Origin of the sequence: Streptomyces sp. NPDC000348, from assembly GCF_042898795.1 — a bacterium.
Classification (GTDB): domain Bacteria; phylum Actinomycetota; class Actinomycetes; order Streptomycetales; family Streptomycetaceae; genus Streptomyces.
Window position 1 is genome coordinate 201836 of sequence record NZ_JBIAZD010000009.1, and the last position, 17817, is coordinate 219652.

The following is a 17817-nucleotide window of genomic DNA, read 5'->3' on the forward strand; positions in this document are numbered from 1 at the left end:
CGGCTCGCCCCTGCAAGCCGTGGGGAGGATCCCCGGCTCCGCGGCGGCCGGTTCACCGGATGCCGCCGACAAGCCCGATGCTCCCGCCGAGCCGGTCGATGTCCTTCTCCGCGATCGTGCCGGTGACGCGTCCCGGCTTCGGTCCGGTCACCGCCTGCCGGGCCGGCTCGGGCGGCAGCTCGCCGGACGGACCGTTCGGGGACACCGGCTCCCCCGGCTCACAGGGGCCGTCCGTGTTTCGTGCCCCGTCCCGGCCCCGGTGACGCCACGCCAGGCGGGCGCACCGCCAACTCGTCGACACCGGAGCCCGCTTGCCGGGCACGGTACGGACGGCCCCCGAGTACCGGATGGCGCGGCTCGACACCGCACCCCCGAAGCCCGCCGTCCGCAAGGCCGGCACCGGAGGCGCCGCCCTCACCGGCGAACTGTGGGCACTGACCCCGGACGGCTTCACGGATTTCCTCGGCGACCTCGCCGCTCCCATGGCGATCACCCCGCTGACCCTGGAGAACGGCACGGAGGTACTCGGCTTCACCTGCGAACCGGGGGCTGTGGAAGGGGCGGAGGACATCACGGGACACGGGGACTGGGTGGCGTACCTCGAGAGCGTGCGGTAGACCGCCGCCCCGCACCGGGAGACGTCTGACGGGTGGGCGCGGGGAACGAACGCTCACGGGAACACGATCGCCGGGCGGACTCCGCCGGCCCCACCCGTACGCCACCGGCCGCACCGCACTGCCCACCGTGCCGTCCGTGGCCGTCCCGGCACTTCCCCCTCCGGCCGCCTAGGGCGTGCAGAGGGGCAGGACGGTGGTGAGTTGGCTGAGGTGGTCGGGGTGGACGCGGATCCCGGGGAGCCAGACGTGTTTTCCGTTGTGCGTGACCTGGATCCAGATGCTGGTGTGTTTGTGGTTCTCGTCGGTGACGGTGACGCCGTTGGCGATGGTGCAGCGGGCTTGGAGGAGGTCGTGGTGCCAGACGCGGCCGGCTGAGTTGGTGGTGTTGTAGGGGCGGTAGGGGCTGTAGGCCAGGGACAGGGCGCAGGTGTGCGTGCGCGGTTCCTGGCACTTCCTTTCGACGTTGTGGACGACGACGCCGGCGCTGCTGCCCGGGCCGGCTGCGGCACCCGGCGTGGGCGTGGTGCCGGGCCCGCTCCGGGCCGGCAGCAGGAGCAGCAGGCCTGTCACCAGTCCACCGGCCATGACGGAGGCAGCGGCTGTGGCGATGATCCGGCGGCGGGACCACGGCCTGAGCAGCCGGCGCGGGCGGGGCGCGGCTGAGGATCCGGCGGCCTCGTCGCGGTCGTGGTCGCCGTGGCCGGCGGCTGGTTCGTCGTGGCGGGCGTGGCCGGCTGCTTCCCACAGGGCGCGGTACTCGGCGGGGTCGGCGCCCAGTGCCCGGCACAGGTCCCGCACCACGGGCCAGGCCGGCACGGTTTCACCGCGGAAGTAGCGGGAGAGGGACGAGTCGCTGATCCGGACCTGGGCCTCCAGGCTGCGCAGCGTGAGCCCCGAACGCTGCTGCAGGCTGCGCAGGGCGCCTCCCAGCTTCCGTGCCGCCGCGCGGGGGTCCGGTTGTTGGCCGGTCATCGATCGGGCCTTTCCGCGAAGGGGGCAACCGCGTCCCCGCCGGCTGTCCCATGTCCCGGGACGGGGGCGTCCCAGCAGGTCAGGACTGTATTTATCCCGACATTGATGAAGCAACCGGGATCCGGTTGTAGGGGTGCCGTTTCCTGCGCAAACTCGGCATACCGGCTGAGCGGATCACCCTCGAGGGTGAGCGTGCCGGTCCTCATGACCGTGCCGGCGGATGCCGCACGGATCCACTCGAACCCCTACCGGAAGGATCTTCACCATGCGTGTACGCACCGCACTGTCCGCCTTCGCCGCCCTCGCCGTCGTCGGACTCGGCGGCCTGGGCGCGGCGGCGCCGGCCGTCGCCGCATCCGGCGCGGCATCCCACCAGGTCTCCGCCGTCCCGGCGGCCGACGGCCTCGACATCCACCGCGGCAAGTACATGACCCTGGGCGGCTGCCAGACCGCCGGCCAGCAGGGCATCGACCGCGGTCACTGGGACCGCTACCAGTGTGCCGAGGGCAGGTTCTTCTGGAACCTGTGGACCAACCGCTGAGCGTGTGACGCTGCCGGTGGCCTCCTCCGCCCACGCCGGAGGAGGCCACCGACGGCCCGTCACTTCCGGCGGGTCACCGCCGGGCGACCCGCCCGCCCCGCGGCCCGGCTCCCGGCGGCAGACCCCGCAGCGCGCCGCGCCCCGGTTCACCGCCGACGACGGACGCCCGGTGCCGACACCGTGGGGCCGGCCGACCGCGGGCTCTCCCGCCCCCTCGCCATGAGTGAGCTCCAGCCCGGCGACCTCGTCATCGACGCCGCCGGCGACAACAACACCCGCCACGTCGTCATCTCCGAGAAGTGGGACGACGCCGCCCACCGCTCCTGCACGGCCCACGGACAGCGCGGCGCGCACGGCACCAGCCATCGCACACCGACCTACGGGCTGACGGCGGGAAGCCGGTACAAGGCCCACCGCCCGCTCCCGTACGGAAACCGACACCCGACCGGTCGCACCGACGCGCCCACCGCCTTCCGCGCGCCCGATATTCGCCTCCCTTGAGTGGCGGCGGGAGCTACAGTCGGTGGGCGGTCAGGTGCTGATCCGAGGGGGTGGACCATTACCGGAACCATGAGCCGACGGCATCCGGCGTGCACGGCGCCCACGGCCCGGCCGGAACACGTTCCTCCACGGGGCCGCACACGCCGGTGGACGACAACCGCCGGCCGCTTCCCGAGTGACCCCCTCCCTGCCGCCTCCACGTCACCATGACGTTCGCGCCCGGGCCACTGCGGCGTACGACTCCTCTTCTCCCGGAATCAGTCAGGCGGTATTCCCATGAGCGTGGTCGACCTCGCGGCGCTCGGCGAGTCCTTCACCCGCGACCCCTACCCCGTCTACGCCCGACTGCGGTCGCAGGGCCCGGTGCACCGCATTCGCATGCCGGAAGGAGGTGCGGAGGCCTGGCTCGTCGTCGGATACGAGGCCGGACGCGCCGCCCTCGCGGACCAGAGACTCTCCAAGGACTGGAGCAAGGCCTCGCCCTCCCTTCCCCTCGGCGCCATATCCCCCGGCACGCATATGCTCAGGGCCGACCCGCCGGACCACACCCGGCTGCGCAAGCTGGTCGCCCGGGAGTTCACCACGCGCCGCGTCGAGGAACTCGCCCCCCGCATCCAGGAGACGACGGACACGCTCCTGGACAGGATGCTCGCCGCCCCCGACGGGCGCGCCGACCTCGTCGAGGCGCTGTCCTTCCCGCTGCCCATCTCCGTGATCTGTGAACTCCTGGGCGTGCCGGACCTGGACCGGGAATCCTTCAGGACGTGGTCGAACGACGCGCTCGGCGCGGCCGACCCCGAACTGCGTCAGACCGCGGCGAAGTCGATGGCGCGCTACCTGGTGGAGCTGGTGGGGCGCAAGCGGCAGCAGCCCGGTGACGATCTCATGAGCGGGCTGATCCACAACTCGGACGACGACGGCGACAGGCTCTCCCACGAGGAACTCCTCGGCATGGCCTGGCTGCTGCTCGTGGCCGGCTACGAGACCACCGTGAACCTCATATCCAACGCCGTCCTCGCCCTGCTGACCCACCCCGGGCAACTGGCCGCTCTGCGCGCGGACCTCTCCCTCGTCGACGCCGCCGTCGAGGAGGCGCTGCGCTACGAGGGACCGCTGGAGACCCCCACGTTCCGCTTCACCACCGAACCGGTGACGATCGGCGACACGGTCATCCCCGGAGGGGGCGAACTCGTCCTCGTCGCCATGGCCGATGCCAACCGCGACCCCGAACGCTTCCCCGAACCCGACCGCTTCGACATCTTCCGTGACGCCCGCGGCCATGTGGCGTTCGGCCACGGCATCCACCACTGCCTGGGTGCGCCGCTGGCCCGGCTGGAGGCGCGCATCGCCCTGCGGACGCTGCTGGAACGCTGCCCGGACCTGGCCCTGGACGTCCACCCGGCGGCGATCACCTGGCGCCCGGGAATGATGATCCGCGGTCCGCGCGGCCTGCCCGTACGGTTCGCCCGGTAGGACGGAGGGGCCACGGGGCTGTCACCCCGCTGATCCGGCGTGGCCCGCCGGATCAGCGGGCGGGCCCGGCCGTTGAGGAGCCCGGTCTTCGTGCCGACGCCTTCGGTGACCTACGGGCCGGCGTCATAAGGGTCGGGGGAGGACGGGCCTGCCCCTGTTCGTCCTCGGTGGGTCAGATGCCGCAGGTGAGGGCCGACCAGTACGGTGACGGGTCGAAGGCCACATGGGTGTGGTCGTTGTGGCCCGGGTAGCCGGGGCCGAGGATTTCCGAGAAGCCGTGCGTCCTGGACTGCTGGGCGAGGCGGCACAAGGACGGCGAGCCGACGAGGTCGGCCGCGTCGCCGTAGAGGTGACGGCTGGTGGCGGAGCCGCCGACCGCGTTGTTGCACGCGCGCGAGCGGAAGCCGCTGGAGACGGTGATCGGGACGTCGCCGAGGGCGGTCCGGGCGCCGTACCGGCCGTCGTAGGAGAGCCGTTCGCCGAAGGTCACCCAGCCGGCGACCCGGATCTGGAGCCGGGTCACGTCGCTGCCGGAGGCCCCCTGGGAGAGGGAGCGGTTCCAGGTGTAGCAGGAGTCGGCGTGCGCGCTGCCGGCGCCGTCCCGGCCGTCCGCATGCCCCGTCCCGTGGGTTCCTCCCGACCCGCTGGGGGCGCGTGGCCCCTGCCGGCAACGCCCGACGGGGCCCGCTGTCGTCGCGGGCCCCGTCGGGATCGTGCCGCCGGTCAGGCGGATGCGGCCCGTGTCCGGTCGAGGGCGGGTTCGAGGCGGACGACGATGCCCTTCGACGTGGGCTGGTTGCTGATGTCGGCGACGCTGTCCAGCGGCACCAGGACGTTCGTCTCCGGATAGTAGGCGGCGGCCGAGCCCTTGGCGGCCGGGTAGGGCACGACCTCGAAGTTCTCGGCCCGGCGCTCGGTGCCGTCCGCCCAGACGCTCACGAGGTCGACGTGATCGCCCTGGGCCAGGCCGAGTTCGGTCAGGTCGGCAGGGTTGACGAGTACGACGTGGCGGCTGCCGTGGATACCGCGGTAGCGGTCGTTGTTGGTGTAGGGGACGGTGTTCCACTGGTCGTGCGAGCGCAGCGTCTGCAGCAGCAGGTGACCCTCGGGCGCCCGGGGGACCACGCGCTCGTTGCAGGTGAACAGGGCCTTGCCGACCTTGTTGTTGAAGACGCCCTCGTTGACCGGGTTGGGCAGTTGGAAGCCCCCGGGGCGGGTCACCCGTGCGTTGAAGTCGTGGAAGCCCGGCACGATGCGCGAGATGCGGTCGCGGATGGTGCCGTAGTCGCCCTCGAACGTGGCCCAGGGGATGTCCGCCCTGCCGTCCAGGGTGCGGCGGGCGAGCCGGCACAGGATGGCGACTTCGCTGAGCAGCAGCGGGGAGGCCGGTTCGAGGCGGCCCTGGGAGGTGTGCACCTCGCTCATCGAGTTCTCGACGGTGACGAACTGCTCGCCGTCGGCCTGGACGTCACGCTCGGTGCGTCCCAGGGTCGGCAGGATCAGCGCGGTGTCGCCGCAGACGGTGTGCGAGCGGTTGAGCTTGGTGGAGATGTGGGCGGTCAGCCGGCACGAGCGCATCGCCTCCTCGGTGACCTCGCTGTCGGGAGCGGCGCGGACGAAGTTGCCGGCGAGGGCGAGGAAGACCTTGACGCGGCCCTCGCGCATCGCCTTGATCGCGTTCACCGAGTCCAGCCCGTGGGCCCGGGGCGGATCGAAGCCGAACTCCCTCTGCAGGGCGTCCAGGAAGGTGTCCGGCATCTGCTCCCAGATCCCCATGGTGCGGTCGCCCTGGACGTTGCTGTGGCCGCGCACCGGGCAGGCGCCGGTGCCGGCGCGCCCCAGGTTGCCGCGCAGCATCAGGAAGTTTACGATCTCCCGGATGGTGGGCACGCCGTGCTTGTGCTGGGTGATGCCCATGGCCCAGCAGACGATGACGCGTTCGCTCCGCAGGACCTCGTCGCGGACCTTCTCGATCTCCTCGCGGGACAGTCCGGTCGCCGTGCGCACGTCGTCCCAGTCGACGGTGCGGGCGTGCTGGGCGAACTCCTCGAAGCCGGTGGTGTGGGCGTCGATGAAGTCGCGGTCCAGGACGGTGCCGGGCCGGGCGTCCTCGGCCTCCAGCAGCAGGCGGTTGAGGGCCTGGAACAGGGCGAGGTCGCCGCCGGGCTTGATGTGCAGGAAGCGGTCGGCGATCTGGGTGCCGCGTCCGACGACCCCGCGCGGTTTCTGCGGGTTCTTGAAGCGCCGCAGCCCGGCCTCCGGCAGCGGGTTGACCGCCACGATCCGGCCGCCGCCCTGCTTGGCCTCCTCCAGGGCGGTGAGCTGACGCGGGTGGTTGGTGCCCGGGTTCTGCCCGACCAGGAAGATCAGGTCGGCGTGGTGGAGGTCGTCGAGGCTGACGGTGCCCTTGCCGGTGCCCAGGGTCTCGCTCAGGGCGAAGCCGCTGGATTCGTGGCACATGTTGCTGCAGTCGGGCAGGTTGTTGGTGCCGAAGGCGCGGGCGAAGAGCTGCAGGACGAAGGCGGCCTCGTTGCTGGCGCGGCCGGAGGTGTAGAAGACGGCCTCGTCGGGGGAGGCCAGCGCCTGGAGCTCCTGCGCGAGGACGCCCAGGGCGTCGTTCCAGCCGATGGGCTCGTAGTGCTCGGAGCCGGGCCGCTTGATCATCGGCTCGGTGAGCCGCCCCTGCTGGTTGAGCCACATGTCGGAGCGGGCGGCGAGGTCGGCGACGCTGTGCTCGCGGAAGAAGTCGGCGGTGATCCGGCGCGTGGTGGCCTCGTCGTTGATGTGCTTGGCGCCGTTCTCGCAGTACTCGTTGCGATGGCGCCGGCCCGGGGCCGGGTCCGCCCACGCACAGCCGGGGCAGTCGATCCCGCCCACCTGGTTCATGGCCAGCAGGTCCACCCCGGTCTTGCGGGGGGAGGTCTGCTCCAGGGAGTACTCCAGCGCGTGCACGACCGCGGGGACCCCGGCCGCCCACTTCTTCGGCGGTGTCACGGAGAGGGTGGTCTCCGGCTCCTCGCCGGGCGGATTCTGCATCGGTTCGCCTCTTCTCCTGCCGTGTCCGGTACGCGGGTCAGCCGACGGGCCACTGGGCCACGCGGCTCCTGGGCGGTTCCGGATGATCGTGCTGCACGCGGCCGTTGCGGATGGTGCCGCGCCAGGCCCCGCCCTCCTGCCCCAGCCCTTCGATGAACCGCTTGAAGTCCATGAGCTCGCCGCGCACCAGCCGGGCGGTCAGCCGGACGGCCCTGGACGAGCGGGTGAGGATCCTCGCGGCTCCCCGCGGTTCCAGGAACATCCGGACGGTGATCGCGGTGCCGCCGGACTCCGCCGGCCTGAACTCGACCTCGCCCTGGTGGGAGGGGTTCTGCTCGAGACCGCGCCAGGCCAGGTAGGCGTCGGGGTCCTGCTCCACGATCTCGACCGCGAAGCGGTGGCGCAGGGGTCCGTAGCCGATGGTCCAGGTGGTCACCGCGGGCCTGATCTGCTCGACGCCGCGCACCACGGTCGAGAAGCGCGGGAAGGTCTTGAACTGCGTCCACTGGTTGTACGCCGTCCGTACCGGCACCTCGACCTCGACCGTCTCCTCGACGTGCCGCTCCCGCAGCGGTCGGCGGCGCGTGACGCCGTCACCGTCCGTACGCATCCCCGGCGTGTTCGGCACGGCCTGCCGGGCGTCGTCTTCGTGCGCCATCGTGGTCTCTCCTCCGGTGGGGGAGCCGGTCGTGCGGGCACCCGGCTCCCCTCGTGCGTCAGGTCTTCTCTCCCGGTTCCCCCATCGCGCACTTCGAGTCACCCCGGTGCGTCCGGGTCCCGCGCGGACCGCTGTGCGCAGCGGGAGGACGCCGGCGGAGTGCGCCCGGTGCGCGGGGACGGCCCGCCGGCGCAGCAGCCCGACGCACCGCGGTCAGGGACCGGCCACCCGATGAGCACCCGCCGAGTCCCCGGCCCGGCGGCCCGGCGGGGAACGCGTGGCCGATCGCCGGTAGGCTGCGGTGGTGCGCACGGTCGAGCTTTTGTTGGACGAGGCCGCGGAGCTGGCGGTCCGGGAGGCTTGGCGGCGGCTCGCGGACGCGGGGCTGCCCAGTCAGGCACGCCACCGCTCACCGACCAACAGCCCGCACCTGACCCTGGCCGCCTGCCCGGAACTGACCGCCCCGATCCGCTGGGAGCTCGCCGAGGTGGCTGCCGCCCTGCCGCTGCCGGTGCGGTTCACCGGCGTGGTCCGCTTCGAGCGGCCCACCTCGGTGCTGGCCTGGGCGCTGGACCTCGACTCCGCGCTGGTCGGCCTGCACCGCCGGGTGTGGGAGGCGGTGGTCTCGGACAGCCCGTCCGAGACACTCAGCCCGTTCCACGAACCCGGGCACTGGAGTCCGCACATCACCCTCGGCCGTACCCGGCGGGCCGGTGCCTTCTCCGGCCGGCGGGTCCCCGAGTTGCTGCCGGCGCCGCCGTTGTCGGTCCGGCTCACCACCTTGCGCAGCTACGACACCGAGACCGGCGCCCTGGAAGTACTGGGTCCCCGCCCCTGAGGCCTCCCGGCGTCGGGGCAGGCGGGGGGAGCGGCGATCACCGGCACGATGCGATGGGTGATCTCAAGGGAGGTGAACCTCCGGCACGACTGCGGTGCGGGTGTCTCCCAGAGGGGGTCGCCGCGAGGACCCGGTCCGCTGCTCAGCGCGCGGTACGGCTGTCAGACGCTCGCCTTCGGGCGGGTGGCGGAGGCGACCGCGACGGCTGTGGCCAGCGGGTCGCGGGCCGGGCGGCCGAGAAGGTCTGTGAGGTCGGGAGCGGTGCCGTCCAGGAAGCCGTGCCGGATGCCCGTGGCGATCGACGCGAGCATGGGCGGCTGGAACGGCAGGAGCCCCGGTGTCTCGTCCAGGAGCCTGCGCCGGTACTCGCCCAGGCCGATGACGTGGTGGGGAACCCCGAGCCGGTCGGCCACCCGGTCCGCCGTGACCGGCGTACCGACGAGGTCATAGACGCGCCCGCTGTGTCCTGCCGGACTCACCGCGACGATCGCCGCGGCATCGGCGAGATCCTCCCGCACGACCGCCGCCAGGGCGCCACCCCCGAACGGGGACTCGACACCGTCCCCGGCCCACATCAGCAGGCCGCCGAAGAGTTCGGCGTACAGACCGTTGCGCAGTATCGTCCAGGGCGGTCCGCTCGCCCGTACGAGGCGTTCGGTGGCACGGTGCGCCGGCGCAAAACCGAGGTGGTCGCCGGCCGTGGTCAGGCTCGTGTAGACGATATGGCCGACGCCATCGCGGACGGCGGTGTCCAGGACCCTCGCGTGCCGCCCGACGACCTGGTCGTCCTCGGCGTAACCGGCGGAGATCAGCACCAGGGTCGACACCCCGGTGAGATCGAGATCCGCGTGGTCGTCGAAGTCGAGACGCCGCATCCCCTCGCCCGGCGTGCGGCTTCCGCCCGTCGCCGCGGCGCCGCGGGCCCGCAGCGCGGCGAGGGTGGCCGAGCCCAGGTTCCCGTTTGCTCCTGTCACCAAGATCATGTCAATCGCAGTCTTCCGTCGTGGTTCTCATCGGTCACTACGCTTGATCCTTGATCGCACGCCCACCGGCCACAAGAAGGCAGTTCGATGTCACTCACGCACACCGGGACAACCACCCCCGCCGACCTCGACCCCTGCGGACGGGAGGACCACCCCGACTGCGGCATTCGCGACGTCCTGGACCGCATCGGCGAGAAATGGTCGGTGCTCGTGATCGTTGAACTTGCCAGCGGGCCGCGCCGGTTCCGCGAACTGCAGCGCGCCGTTGACGGCATCTCCCAGCGCATGCTCACCCTCACCGTGCGCAGGCTCGAACGCGACGGCCTCGTGCTGCGCACCGTGTACCCGACCGTCCCGGCCCAGGTCGACTACCGCCTGACCGGGACCGGGGCCGGTCTGACCCATCTGGTCAAGGCGCTCGCCGACTGGTCGCTCGCCCACCGCGCCGGCATCGCCGAGGCGCGGCGCGCATACGACCAGGATCATCCTGGCCATGACATCCGCTGACCAGAACCGCTGTCGCCGGATACCGGCTGCCCGGCGCGGACACGCTGCCGACGACGCCATGGCCCGTAACGGCTCCTGAACTCGAACTCGTGACGTCGGCACAGCCGGTCTGCCTGTCGGGCGAGCGCGGGGAAGGCGCCGGCGCTGGTGTGGTCACGGACCGATCTGCCCGGACGGCTGAGGGCGAGGGCTTCGGGGCGCTGCCGCAGCGGCCGGCGGAGCCTGGATACGGGGGGGCGTTTCTCTCGGGTTCTCAGCCCGGGAGTCAGCACATGAGCGAGCGGCCGGTGGGCGCCAACCGGAGTTTTCGGGGCGCCGCTGTCTGTTCCCCCTCGATGGCCGGCAGGAGTTCGCCCCGTACCAGGGGATGCGCCCGCACGTCGGTGAGGTGCCGGCGGTGCGTGCTCTCGTCGGGGTACGAGGTGAGGATCACCGCGACGTTCTCGCCGGAGCGGACCGGCAGCCTGGGGAACGTGTTGTGCGCGTGCTCGGTGGTCAGGAGGGCGAGTGGCGCGGGCCCCGTCTCCCGGAGCACGGGAAGGAGTCCGTCCCGGATCAGCTCGATGCCGTCGTGCCGTCCGGGAGGGAAGGACCACACGGTGGCGTCCACGAACCGGTCCGGCGAAGCAGCTCCGACCGCAGGCCGCCCGGAGGGGGAGCGGGCGAAACCGCTCCCGGCCGATACGGGGTGCAGGAGGAGGACGTCGTCGGAGTCGACCATCGTGTCGTTCGCCCGGGGACCGTGTCTGGCCCAAACGGGGCCACCGTAGAAGTCCGTGAGCCCGCGATGACGCGCCGTCATGTCCCGGAACCCGCGCAACCAGACGAAGCGGTCCGGGTCGTCGAGGTCCCGGAACTGGCCGAGCACCCTTATCCCCACCTCTTCCTGGGACTCGACGAACTCCCGGTCGAACAGCGCTATGAGCTCGTCGCGCCGGCCCGGACGCAGGGTGTACTGGCGAAGCTCGATCACGGCGGGCGGGCCGGCGAGGTCGGTCGGTGGCACAGCGGGACTCCTGTTCGGTGCTCTCCGGGTACGTGATCCCGGCTCGTTCGGTCCGAGCCGGGACGCGGTCCGACGGTAGGGGAGCCGTGTGACAGGGGCTGTCAGGGTTTCCGAGGAGAATGCGTCCATGTCTGCCAGTCGACTGCTGTCGGTGCTGCTGTTGCTCCAAGCCCGTGGCCGCCTGTCCGCACAGACGATCGCCGAGGAACTGGAGGTGTCGGTGCGGACCGCGTACCGTGACCTGGCGCGCCTGCAGGCTGCCGGGGTTCCGGTCCACGCGGAGTCGGGCCGCGGGGGCGGCTACCGACTCCTCGATGGCTACCGCACCCGGCTGACCGGGATGAGCGAGGGCGAGGCGCGGGCACTGTTCTTCGCCGGACTGCCCGGCCCCGCCGCGGACTTGGGGCTCGCGGACGAGGTGGCCGCAGCCCGGCTGAAGCTGCTGGCCGCGCTGCCTGCGGGATTGCGCGAGGAGGCGGCGCGGACCGCGGCGGTCTTCCACCTGGACGCCCCCGGCTGGTACGGAGAAACCGAACGGACAGCACATCTCCCCGTCCTCGTCGACGCGGTGCTCACCCGACGCGCGGTGGACGTGCGCTACCGTCGCTGGCGCGCCCCGCAGGAGGTGAACCGCCGCCTCCGCCCCTATGGACTGGTCCTCAAATCCGGTACCTGGTACCTCGCGGCCGCCACGGAGAAGGGCGTCGCGACGTACCGCGTCTCCCAAGTCCTCGACGCGGTGCTGAGCGACGAGGTGTTCGACCGGCCGGGCGACTTCGACCTGGGCACGTACTGGACCTCCTACCTCGACGACTTCCGGACCCGCCGCTACACAGGGACAGCCACCGTCCGCCTGTCCCCTCGGGGACGCCGGCGCCTGCCCGACAACGTCCCACCGGAGGTGGTGCGGGCGGTCGACTCCACCGCGACCGCTGTCGGCGACGACGGGTGGATCGAGGCGGTCATCCCGACTGAGAGCACCGCCCACGCCTGCGGCGAACTGCTGCGGCTCGGCGTCGACGTCGAGGTCCTCGCACCGGCGGAACTGCGCCTGACCATGACGGAGACCGTAGGGGCCCTCGCCCGGGCCTACGGAATCCCCTGACGCCAGAACACCCTGCCGGCCCAGGGCTACCCGGCGGCGCAGCCCATGCCGCACCTCGGCGGCCTGGGCCCGGTGATGTCCGCCACCCGCACTTACCTGTACTCCCTCAACGCCGAACCGGCCGGCACCGGCGTCCACACCGGCATGCCGGCCATCGCGTCCCTGATCGCCCGCAGCGAGGTGTCCGCCGCGGCGCGGGCGGCCTCCGGGGCGACCGACGGTGGACCGCGGTTCAATGTCGTCGACCCCGGACGATCTCGCCGAGCACCACTGGAACATGTACACCGAACGGGACCACGTCGAGCAGTCCACCCCGAGTCCCTGACCCGGAAGGCGGCGGCGTGACGCCTGGAACGCTTGCCGGGGCACGGTGAACCGACCGTACCCCGGTGCCGCGACCGCACAGGACGCCGTGCACGCGACCGGACGAAGTCGAGAGGAGAACGCCGCCTGAGGCCGCGTCGGCCCGTGGCCCGAGGTCCGAAGCCGCTGTCAGCGGCTGAGGGCGTCCGGCAGGGTGGGGCGGCAGTCGATGATCTCGTCGACGCCGACGATCTGGAGGGTGCGCAGCACGGCAGGGGTGGGCGCGGCCAGTCGTAGCCGGCCTCCTGCCGCGGCGGCGGCGTGGTGGGCGGTGAGGAAGATGTTGATGCCGCTGGAGTCCATGAAGGTGACCTGCCGCATGTCGACCACGATGCGGGACCGGCCGGTGGTGGAGACGTCCAGGGCCCGGCGGAGCGTCTCGCCGCTGTCGTGGTCGATCTCCCCGGCCAGCGTCAGGACGCGTACGCCGTCGGCGGTGTCGGCGGTGACCGACAGTCCGCTGCCGGAATGCGGCGCTGGATCGACGGATTGTGCTTTTGGCATATGTCTCTCGACCATATGGGTGATAGTGACACATCAGACCTTGGCCGCAGTGTCACCCTGCACGGTACACGCCGCCCTTTCGTGCTGCGGGCAGCCGGTGACGGGGTGCGGGGCGTGAACCGCGCAAGGGCGGGTATGCGCGTCGGGTGGTGAACGGGGTAGTGAAGGCAGCGACGATGGAATCAGTGCCGGTGGGCGAGGACGGCACTGCGCCGGGGGAAGAGGTCGTACGGACCACGGTCGCGTTGGACGGGGACGGCGCCGATATCGCTCGGGCCCGTCACCTGGCCGCCGTCTTCCTCGCCCGGGTGCAGGCCGAGTACGGCCTGCCGGTCTCGCAGCGCGCGATGGACGTGACGCGGTTGGTGGTCAGTGAGCTGGTCACCAACGCCCGCAAGTACGCTCCCGGTCCGGCGCTGATGACCTTGCGTGTCGTCGGCGGCACCGTGGAGGTGTCGGTGCGGGACTCCGGTCCGGTGCTGCCGGTCGCCCGGGCCGCGGACGCCGGCCGGGTGGGACAGCACGGCCTGGAGATCGTGATGGCCGTCGCGCAGGGTTTTGAAGCCCGGCGCGAGCCGGGGGGCAAACGCATCACCGCCCGCCTCGCCCTGGCCGACGACCCCGGCGGTGCCCTCACCGGGCACCCGCCCCTGTAGACGGGGCCGGCCCCGGCGTGACACTCCGCCGCCCGCACGTAGGACCGGTGTCTCGACGCCCGGCTGCCGGTGCTGTGACCGCGAAGGTCCACCGGGCCGAGGTCTTCTGCCGGTGCTGGTGGTCTCCAAGTAGTGAGGGGATCTGCTCGAGGCGTTTCGGGCGGAGGCGGGCGTCGGGTTCGCGTTCCTGGCCGAGGACGCAGGCTTCTCGGGTCCGCAGCGGACTGACGAGGGGCCGGGGTGAGCCGCGCGGGAATGAAGGGCCGGGAGCCGGGTGTCCGGGGAGCGGCTCCCCCTCGGTGGTGGATCGGACGGTGTTGCCGTGCGGGCCGGGAGACGGGCCAAGGGGTTGTCGCCGCCTTCGCCCGCCTCCCGGCCCGGAGCCGGCTCAGTATCCGCGTGCGATCCATTCGGCCAGGTGCGGTGCCTCGGCGCCGATCGTGGTGCCGTCGCCGTGCCCGGTGTGGACGCGGGTGTCCTCGGGCAGCGTGAACAGCCTGTCGCGAAGGGACCCGATGATGGTCGGGAAGTCGGAGAACGAACGGCCGGTGGCTCCGGGACCGCCCGAGAACAGTGTGTCCCCGGTGAACAGCACCTTGGCTTCGGGCAGGTGCAGGCAGACGGATCCGGGGGAGTGTCCCGGGGTGTGGATCACCTCGAGCGCGGTGCCGGCCACGTCAACGCGTTGCGCGTCGCCGGCGTGCCCGAATGCCCGGCCCGGGTGGGTCATCTCCCACAGCTCCCGGTCGCCGGGGTGCAGCAGGACCGGTGCCTGGAGCTCACGGGACAGCTGCGGCGCTACGCTGATGTGGTCGTTGTGGCCGTGTGTGCACACGATGGCCACGACGTTGCGTTCCCTTACCGCCTCGATGATCGCCTGCTCGTCGTGTGCCGCGTCGACGACCACGACCTCGTGGTCGTCCCCGACGAGCCAGACGTTGTTGTCGACCTCCCAGGTGCCGCCGTCGAGGGCGAAGACACCGGAGGTGGCCACGTGCTCGACACGCAGACTGCTCACAGGACCACCACCGAACGCAGCACCTCGCCGGCGTGCATGGTGTGAAAGGCCTTCTCGACCTCTTCGAGCGCGATGCGCTCCGAGACGAACCTCTCCAGCGGCAACCTGCCCTGCAGGTACAGGTCCACGAGCATCGGGAAGTCCCGCTCCGGGAGGCAGTCGCCGTACCAGGACGACTTCAGCGCACCGCCGCGGGAGAAGAAGTCGAGCAGCGGCATGTCCAGGTTCATGTCCGGCGTGGGCACGCCCACCAGCACGACGGTGCCCGCAAGGTCCCGTGCGTAGAACGCCTGCTTCCACGTCTCGGGCCGGCCGACCGCGTCGATGACGACGTCGGCGCCGAAGCCGCCCGTCAGCTCGGCGATCGCGGCGACGACGTCGGTCTCCCTGGCGTTGACCGTGTGCGTGGCGCCCAGATCGACCGCCCAGGCCAGCTTCTTCTCGTCCCGGTCCACCGCGATGATCTTCGAGGCGCCCGCCAGCCGCGCCCCGGCGACGGCCGCGTCTCCCACGCCGCCACAGCCGATGACCGCCACCGAGTCCCCGCGGCTCACCCCGCCGGTGTTGACGGCGGCGCCCAGGCCGGCCATGACACCGCAGCCGAGCAGACCCGCGACGGCGGGATCCGCGGCCGGGTCCACTTTGGTGCACTGTCCGGCATGCACCAGGGTCTTGTCCGCGAAAGCGCCGATGCCGAGCGCCGGGGTGAGTTCCGTCCCGTCGGTCAGGGTCATCTTCCGGCTCGCGTTGAACGTGTCGAAGCAGTACTGGGGACGCCCGCGCTTGCAGGCCCGGCACCGCCCGCACACGGCACGCCAGTTCAGGACGACGAAGTCGCCGGGCCTGACCGACTCGACACCTTCGCCGACGCTCTCCACGGTGCCGGCGGCCTCGTGACCGAGGAGGAACGGGAACTCGTCGTTGATACCGCCTTCGCGGTAGGTCAGATCCGTGTGGCACACGCCGCACGCGGCGATCGCGACGACGACCTCGCCCGGTCCCGGATCCGGGATCACGATGTCGGTGAGCTCGACCGGAGCTCCCTTGGAACGGGCAATCACACCGCGGACCTGCTGTGGCATCTGAGCTGCATCCCTCATCAGTCGGTAACGACGCATGCGCGCTGACGCGTGCACTCCGCGACGTTAGCTCTGCGGCGACTGCGGGCGGCCTGTGCGACGGACCGGTAAAACCTCGACTTCCGGCCAGGTGGTGGACCGGCTATGGTGCCGGGAATGCTCGACATCAGGACACCACAAGAAGCGGATCTTCTCGCGCTGCGAGAGGTCGTCGAGGGGCCACTGCACGAGATCGCGCGCAGGTTCTCCCGCTTTCTGTCGGACCGGTGGCCGCACACCGCGCTCGTCGTCTTCACCAGAGAGTGCACCGGCAGGCCGCGAAAGGTCGCCGGCGCGGCCGATATGGTCAACAAGGTCACGATCGACGAACTCGAACAGCTGAAGGCCCTCGTCGAACCCGGCCGGTCCCGGAGCACCACGGCGGTGATCGGCGGGGTCACCCGCACCGTCTGGGCCGTCCGCGACCCGGTGGACACGCTGCTCGTCCTCGTGCCGCGCGCCTCCCGCAAGCAACTCCCGCACCCCGTGGCACTGTCGGCCTTCTTCGGGATCGTCGCGACCTCGATCAGGCAGCAGGTCGCGCAGGCGAGCCCCGACTACCTTGCCGAGTCACGCGCGGCCTCCAGCGAGCGGGCCCGCACCATCACCGAGATGGCGGCGGCGCAGGAGAGCGCCCTGGTCGCCATCCTGAACACGCTGCGCGCCACCGCGCTCGACGACCGCCGTGCCCGCCTGGCCGCGACCGAGGCCGCTTCCGTCGCGCTGGTGGCGTTGCGCTCCGCGCAGAAGTCCGACCTCGCCCTGACCGACGAGCCGGCCCCGGCCGCATTCACGAAGCTGCGCAGGGACGTCCGGCACCTGCTCAAGCATCACCGGACGCGCGTCGAATTCGTGCCCCCGGCCAGAGCGACGCCGCCGTTGCCGGGAGAAGTCGCCCATGCCGCCCGTGCGATGACACGGTCCGCAGTGCTGGCCTTCACCGCGCAACCGTGCCCGCCGTGTCTGCGCGTCGCCTGGACCTGCGACGGCACGTCGCTGAAGATCGACGTGCGAGAGCAGGAGTCCGGGCACGTGGACGTGGACACGCTGGCACGCCAGCTCGACGGCCGCGCACGCGCGCTCGGCGCCGCGGTCGACCTCGACGCCGTGCCGGGCTGGGGGAGCCGGGCCGCGATCACCCTTCCTCTCGACCCGCCGGCCCCGCGACCCGGTGAGGCGAGACTGTCGAGCCTCAACCCGCGGGAACGGGAGGTCCTGCGGTTCCTCGCGCAAGGCAGACGGAACAAGGCCATCGCGGACGCGCTCGGGGTCACCGAGAGCACCGTCAAGTTCCATGTCACCGGCGTGCTGAGGAAACTCGAGGTCAGCTCACGGGGCGAAGCGGCAGCACTCGCCCTGAACGGGTACGGGCAACGCCCCGTGGCCGAGGCCGGGAGGGGGGAATGAGCGTGCCGTCCCGGCCCCGGACGTCCGCGCAGGCGGCTTTCGAACCGCCTCCGGGACATCCGTGGGCGTGCTGCCGAGGGCAGCGCCTCCGAGGGCGGGTCCGCCGGGCCGTCGTACCCCCGTGTCCGGCAGCCGGAAGGCGTCCGACGTGACGAGTCCGCCCGCAAGGGCCCTGTGCGGGCCGGTGACAGGCCCGCCGGCCGGCTGCGAGGGTTCGGGCACGGAAACCGTCCGGTCCGCCGCTTCGAGGACCTCCACGGGGGACACCCCGAAAGTGCCCTCGCGGAGAAGCTCTTCAACGGCATGAAGCCGCTCCTCCGGGAGAAGGCGGCAGTCCGCGGCTCCAGCCCGGTGTCCTTCGGCTGCCGCCGCGGACCGGTCACCTCGTTCCGCAGGGAGACGCCGGACCGCATCAGGGTGCCGCAGCGCTGCCGCACCTCGACGGACGGCTTCCGGCGGGGTGCCCTCCCGTGACCGGGGCCGGCACCCTTCTTCGTCCTGTGCGAGAAACGCG

19 protein-coding genes and 1 pseudogene are annotated in these 17817 nt (G+C 71.9%); 10 read left to right on the forward strand and 10 right to left on the reverse strand.

Annotation, left to right across the window (positions count from 1 at the left end; genetic code table 11):
- Positions 1 to 52: 52 nt before the first annotated feature.
- The gene (locus ACFY3N_RS19650) at positions 53 to 205 is read right to left on the reverse strand and encodes a hypothetical protein (RefSeq protein WP_390817955.1); all 153 of its coding nucleotides are present in this window, start codon (positions 203 to 205) and stop codon (positions 53 to 55) included.
- Positions 206 to 290: 85 nt separating this feature from the next.
- Here ACFY3N_RS19650 and ACFY3N_RS19655 point away from each other — a divergent pair.
- Positions 291 to 617: pseudogene (locus ACFY3N_RS19655) on the forward strand (allophanate hydrolase); the annotation flags it as partial.
- 168 nt (positions 618 to 785) lie between these two features.
- Here the strand turns inward: ACFY3N_RS19655 and ACFY3N_RS19660 are convergent.
- On the reverse strand, positions 786 to 1589 hold the full coding sequence (locus ACFY3N_RS19660) for a helix-turn-helix domain-containing protein (protein WP_390817956.1): 804 nt from the start codon (positions 1587 to 1589) through the stop codon (positions 786 to 788).
- Positions 1590 to 1854: 265 nt separating this feature from the next.
- On the opposite strand from ACFY3N_RS19660, the gene ACFY3N_RS19665 reads away from it, so the two are divergent.
- The 3 genes from ACFY3N_RS19665 to ACFY3N_RS19675 all read left to right on the forward strand — a co-directional run bounded on the left by ACFY3N_RS19665 (position 1855) and on the right by ACFY3N_RS19675 (position 4104).
- Positions 1855 to 2130, forward strand: coding sequence for a hypothetical protein (locus ACFY3N_RS19665; RefSeq protein WP_390817957.1), 276 nt, complete (start codon positions 1855 to 1857; stop codon positions 2128 to 2130).
- Positions 2131 to 2349: 219 nt separating this feature from the next.
- Positions 2350 to 2631 carry a hypothetical protein gene (locus ACFY3N_RS19670; RefSeq protein WP_390817958.1) on the forward strand — a complete coding sequence of 94 codons (282 nt, stop codon included), beginning with the start codon at positions 2350 to 2352 and terminating at the stop codon, positions 2629 to 2631.
- A gap of 276 nt (positions 2632 to 2907) precedes the next feature.
- Complete coding sequence (locus ACFY3N_RS19675) at positions 2908 to 4104, forward strand: cytochrome P450 (protein ID WP_390817959.1); 1197 nt, start codon at positions 2908 to 2910, stop codon at positions 4102 to 4104.
- A gap of 172 nt (positions 4105 to 4276) precedes the next feature.
- Here the strand turns inward: ACFY3N_RS19675 and ACFY3N_RS19680 are convergent, their stop codons facing one another.
- The 3 genes from ACFY3N_RS19680 to ACFY3N_RS19690 are packed head-to-tail and all read right to left on the reverse strand — an operon-like array spanning position 4277 to position 7798.
- A complete protein-coding gene (locus tag ACFY3N_RS19680) occupies positions 4277 to 4837 on the reverse strand; it encodes a D-Ala-D-Ala carboxypeptidase family metallohydrolase (protein WP_390818093.1) in 561 nt (186 codons plus the stop codon).
- The gene (locus tag ACFY3N_RS19685; RefSeq protein ID WP_390817960.1) at positions 4828 to 7140 is read right to left on the reverse strand and encodes an FdhF/YdeP family oxidoreductase; all 2313 of its coding nucleotides are present in this window, start codon (positions 7138 to 7140) and stop codon (positions 4828 to 4830) included. Before ACFY3N_RS19685 ends, ACFY3N_RS19680 begins: the two co-directional genes overlap by 10 nt.
- Before the next feature lie 37 nt (positions 7141 to 7177).
- Positions 7178 to 7798 (reverse strand): SRPBCC family protein, encoded by a 621-nt coding sequence (locus ACFY3N_RS19690; protein ID WP_390817961.1) that lies wholly within the window; start codon positions 7796 to 7798, stop codon positions 7178 to 7180.
- Between the two features lie 304 nt (positions 7799 to 8102).
- Between ACFY3N_RS19690 and ACFY3N_RS19695 the strand changes: the two genes are divergently transcribed.
- The gene (locus ACFY3N_RS19695; RefSeq protein WP_390817962.1) at positions 8103 to 8636 is read left to right on the forward strand and encodes a 2'-5' RNA ligase family protein; all 534 of its coding nucleotides are present in this window, start codon (positions 8103 to 8105) and stop codon (positions 8634 to 8636) included.
- Between the two features lie 161 nt (positions 8637 to 8797).
- On the opposite strand, the gene ACFY3N_RS19700 is transcribed toward ACFY3N_RS19695, so the two are convergent.
- Positions 8798 to 9619, reverse strand: a complete 822-nt coding sequence (locus ACFY3N_RS19700; protein WP_390817963.1) for an NmrA family transcriptional regulator — start codon at positions 9617 to 9619, stop codon at positions 8798 to 8800.
- A gap of 87 nt (positions 9620 to 9706) precedes the next feature.
- Here ACFY3N_RS19700 and ACFY3N_RS19705 point away from each other — a divergent pair, with 87 nt between their 5' ends.
- On the forward strand, positions 9707 to 10126 hold the full coding sequence (locus tag ACFY3N_RS19705) for a winged helix-turn-helix transcriptional regulator (RefSeq protein ID WP_390817964.1): 420 nt from the start codon (positions 9707 to 9709) through the stop codon (positions 10124 to 10126).
- A gap of 265 nt (positions 10127 to 10391) precedes the next feature.
- On the opposite strand, the gene ACFY3N_RS19710 is transcribed toward ACFY3N_RS19705, so the two are convergent.
- On the reverse strand, positions 10392 to 11132 hold the full coding sequence (locus ACFY3N_RS19710) for an NIPSNAP family protein (protein WP_390817965.1): 741 nt from the start codon (positions 11130 to 11132) through the stop codon (positions 10392 to 10394).
- A 127-nt stretch (positions 11133 to 11259) separates the two neighbouring features.
- Between ACFY3N_RS19710 and ACFY3N_RS19715 the strand changes: the two genes are divergently transcribed.
- Positions 11260 to 12237 (forward strand): helix-turn-helix transcriptional regulator, encoded by a 978-nt coding sequence (locus ACFY3N_RS19715; RefSeq protein WP_390817966.1) that lies wholly within the window; start codon positions 11260 to 11262, stop codon positions 12235 to 12237.
- A 492-nt stretch (positions 12238 to 12729) separates the two neighbouring features.
- Here ACFY3N_RS19715 and ACFY3N_RS19720 read toward each other — a convergent pair whose 3' ends face one another.
- Positions 12730 to 13104 carry an STAS domain-containing protein gene (locus tag ACFY3N_RS19720; RefSeq protein ID WP_390817967.1) on the reverse strand — a complete coding sequence of 125 codons (375 nt, stop codon included), beginning with the start codon at positions 13102 to 13104 and terminating at the stop codon, positions 12730 to 12732.
- Positions 13105 to 13280: 176 nt separating this feature from the next.
- On the opposite strand from ACFY3N_RS19720, the gene ACFY3N_RS19725 reads away from it, so the two are divergent.
- Positions 13281 to 13760, forward strand: coding sequence for an ATP-binding protein (locus tag ACFY3N_RS19725; RefSeq protein WP_390817968.1), 480 nt, complete (start codon positions 13281 to 13283; stop codon positions 13758 to 13760).
- A 388-nt stretch (positions 13761 to 14148) separates the two neighbouring features.
- On the opposite strand, the gene ACFY3N_RS19730 is transcribed toward ACFY3N_RS19725, so the two are convergent.
- Positions 14149 to 14778 (reverse strand): MBL fold metallo-hydrolase, encoded by a 630-nt coding sequence (locus tag ACFY3N_RS19730; protein WP_390817969.1) that lies wholly within the window; start codon positions 14776 to 14778, stop codon positions 14149 to 14151.
- The gene (locus ACFY3N_RS19735; RefSeq protein ID WP_390817970.1) at positions 14775 to 15860 is read right to left on the reverse strand and encodes an S-(hydroxymethyl)mycothiol dehydrogenase; all 1086 of its coding nucleotides are present in this window, start codon (positions 15858 to 15860) and stop codon (positions 14775 to 14777) included. The genes ACFY3N_RS19730 and ACFY3N_RS19735 overlap by 4 nt, the downstream gene beginning before the upstream one ends.
- 153 nt (positions 15861 to 16013) lie before the next feature.
- Here ACFY3N_RS19735 and ACFY3N_RS19740 point away from each other — a divergent pair, with 153 nt between their 5' ends.
- Positions 16014 to 17303 (forward strand): helix-turn-helix transcriptional regulator, encoded by a 1290-nt coding sequence (locus tag ACFY3N_RS19740; protein WP_390817971.1) that lies wholly within the window; start codon positions 16014 to 16016, stop codon positions 17301 to 17303.
- A 303-nt stretch (positions 17304 to 17606) separates the two neighbouring features.
- The gene (locus tag ACFY3N_RS19745) at positions 17607 to 17777 is read left to right on the forward strand and encodes a hypothetical protein (RefSeq protein WP_390817972.1); all 171 of its coding nucleotides are present in this window, start codon (positions 17607 to 17609) and stop codon (positions 17775 to 17777) included.
- Positions 17778 to 17817 lie beyond the last annotated feature (40 nt).

Coding starts and splice junctions, on each gene's coding strand:
- ACFY3N_RS19660 (WP_390817956.1), bottom strand. CDS start 1,589: ATGACCGGCCAACAACCGGACCCCCGCGCGGCGGCACGGAAGCTGGGA.
- ACFY3N_RS19665 (WP_390817957.1), top strand. CDS start 1,855: ATGCGTGTACGCACCGCACTGTCCGCCTTCGCCGCCCTCGCCGTCGTC.
- ACFY3N_RS19670 (WP_390817958.1), top strand. CDS start 2,350: ATGAGTGAGCTCCAGCCCGGCGACCTCGTCATCGACGCCGCCGGCGAC.
- ACFY3N_RS19675 (WP_390817959.1), top strand. CDS start 2,908: ATGAGCGTGGTCGACCTCGCGGCGCTCGGCGAGTCCTTCACCCGCGAC.
- ACFY3N_RS19685 (WP_390817960.1), bottom strand. CDS start 7,140: ATGCAGAATCCGCCCGGCGAGGAGCCGGAGACCACCCTCTCCGTGACA.
- ACFY3N_RS19690 (WP_390817961.1), bottom strand. CDS start 7,798: ATGGCGCACGAAGACGACGCCCGGCAGGCCGTGCCGAACACGCCGGGG.
- ACFY3N_RS19700 (WP_390817963.1), bottom strand. CDS start 9,619: ATGATCTTGGTGACAGGAGCAAACGGGAACCTGGGCTCGGCCACCCTC.
- ACFY3N_RS19705 (WP_390817964.1), top strand. CDS start 9,707: ATGTCACTCACGCACACCGGGACAACCACCCCCGCCGACCTCGACCCC.
- ACFY3N_RS19715 (WP_390817966.1), top strand. CDS start 11,260: ATGTCTGCCAGTCGACTGCTGTCGGTGCTGCTGTTGCTCCAAGCCCGT.
- ACFY3N_RS19720 (WP_390817967.1), bottom strand. CDS start 13,104: ATGCCAAAAGCACAATCCGTCGATCCAGCGCCGCATTCCGGCAGCGGA.
- ACFY3N_RS19725 (WP_390817968.1), top strand. CDS start 13,281: ATGGAATCAGTGCCGGTGGGCGAGGACGGCACTGCGCCGGGGGAAGAG.
- ACFY3N_RS19735 (WP_390817970.1), bottom strand. CDS start 15,860: ATGCCACAGCAGGTCCGCGGTGTGATTGCCCGTTCCAAGGGAGCTCCG.
- ACFY3N_RS19740 (WP_390817971.1), top strand. CDS start 16,014: ATGCTCGACATCAGGACACCACAAGAAGCGGATCTTCTCGCGCTGCGA.
- ACFY3N_RS19745 (WP_390817972.1), top strand. CDS start 17,607: ATGAAGCCGCTCCTCCGGGAGAAGGCGGCAGTCCGCGGCTCCAGCCCG.